Source organism: Ruegeria sp. AP12, from assembly GCF_056540025.1.
Map to the genome: position 1 here is coordinate 1 of NZ_JBQFVZ010000042.1, position 1767 is coordinate 1767.

A 1767-nucleotide genomic window follows, 5' to 3' on the forward strand; every position below is an offset into this window, starting at 1 on the left:
GAAACGAGGATCGACGCGATCACAAACGTCTCATACCCTGCGGGATCGCCCAGCAAGACCAATCCCTGAGCCGAAATGATCCCCAGCATCTGCACAATCATATAGAGCGACAGTGCCTGCCCCCGGTTCTCATTACTGGCCGCGTTGTTGAGCCAGCTTTCAGCGGTCACGTACACGCCCGAGAAACAGAAGCCGATCACGGCACGTCCCAGGAACCACGCGATCGGGTCGGTCAGCATCGGATACATGATCATGACCGCGGAAATGAACGAGGCCAGGGCTGCAAAGACACGCACATGGCCAACCCTGCGGATCATCTCAGGCGCGAGGCGCGATCCGCCCAGAAACCCCATGAAATAGGCCGACATCACAAAGGACATCTCCAGGGTCGAGAAACCTTCGATTTCACCTCGAACACCCAGAATCGTACCTTGCAGGCCGTTGCCGACCATCAGCAATCCCATACCGAGAAGAAGCGCCCAAGCGGTGGACAGAACCTGAATCATTTGGGCCTCCGGGATGTGCCAAGCTGAATTGCGAGTCGTTATGTGATCAAAACAAATGCAGATCGCGCCTGTCTACGACATTCCCTGTCTGACAGTGTCGCGGCTGAGGATTTTAGGGGATCAGAAGGGACGAATCCCCATACGAGAAGAAGCGATATTTCTGTTCAATCGCATGGGCATAGACGGACCGCATACGCTCCTGCCCCATCAGCGCCGAAACCAGCATCAGCAGGGTCGACTTGGGCAGGTGGAAGTTGGTCATCAGTGCGTCCGTCACGTGGAACTGAAAGCCCGGATAGATGAAGATGTCGGTTTCCCCTTCCCAAGGTGCAATCCGCCCGCTACGCGCGGCGCTTTCGATCAGGCGCAGCGCGGTTGTACCGACCGGGACCACCCGGCCGCCTGCCGTCTTGGTGGCGCGGATCTCATCAGCGGCCTGCTGGCTGACCCGGCCCCATTCGGCATGCATCTTGTGGGTTGTCACGTCCTCAACCTTGACCGGCAGAAAGGTTCCCGCGCCCACATGCAGGGTCACGTGGCTGAATTCCACCCCACGCTCTGCCAGCGCGGCCATCAACGCACTATCGAAATGCAGCGACGCGGTTGGTGCGGCCACAGGGCCCGAGTTGCGCGCCCAGATGGATTGGTAATCCGTCTTGTCCTGCTCATCCGCTGGACGTTTGGCGGCGATGTAGGGTGGCAAGGGCATCGCACCGGCCTGTTCGAGGGCAGCGTCAAAATCCTCAGCACTGAGGTTGAACTGCAGATAGGCCTGCCCGTCCTCTACCCGGTCCAGCGTCGCGCTGAGATCGTCAGAGAACACGATCTCTTCGCTCGGTTTGACCTTTTTCAGCGGCTTGATCAGCGCGGTCCAGGATCCATCCGCCTGAGGCTCCAGCAACGTCGCCTCGATCGCAGCGGAAACCGGCCCCTGCGCGCTGTCGCGGTGCCGCCGCCCGCTGAGCCTTGCCGGGATCACGCGCGTATCGTTCAACACAAGCCGATCGCCGGGGCGCAGCCAGTTGGGCAGATCGAACACATGGCTGTCCGAGATCGCCTCGCGCTCGGCCACCAGCAAACGCGCAGACGAGCGCGGGTTGGCGGGGCGAGTCGCAATCAGGTCTTCGGGCAGGTGGAAATCAAAATCGCTGAGTTTCATGGCCGCGCCATACAAGGCCGCAAGAGATTCGGCCATATCCTCTAGCGGTCGTAGTTCCGCGTACCGTACGTCCGGTTGGGTTCGGCCGGGTTGCGGGGTCGA

General features: G+C 60.4%; 2 protein-coding genes. Both read right to left on the minus strand.

What is annotated here, in order from left to right; genetic code table 11:
• Positions 1-506, minus strand: a 506-nt coding sequence (locus ACR0E6_RS21005) for an MFS transporter (RefSeq protein ID WP_480586932.1), incomplete at its 3' end; no start/stop codon positions are given.
• 112 nt (positions 507-618) lie between these two features.
• A complete protein-coding gene (gene queA / locus ACR0E6_RS21010) occupies positions 619-1665 on the minus strand; it encodes a tRNA preQ1(34) S-adenosylmethionine ribosyltransferase-isomerase QueA (protein ID WP_480586935.1) in 1047 nt (348 codons plus the stop codon).
• Between the last annotated feature and the right edge of the window lie 102 nt (positions 1666-1767).

Excerpts from the sequence above, each read along its gene's own strand:
- queA (WP_480586935.1), bottom strand. The coding sequence starts at position 1,665 with ATGAAACTCAGCGATTTTGATTTCCACCTGCCCGAAGACCTGATTGCG.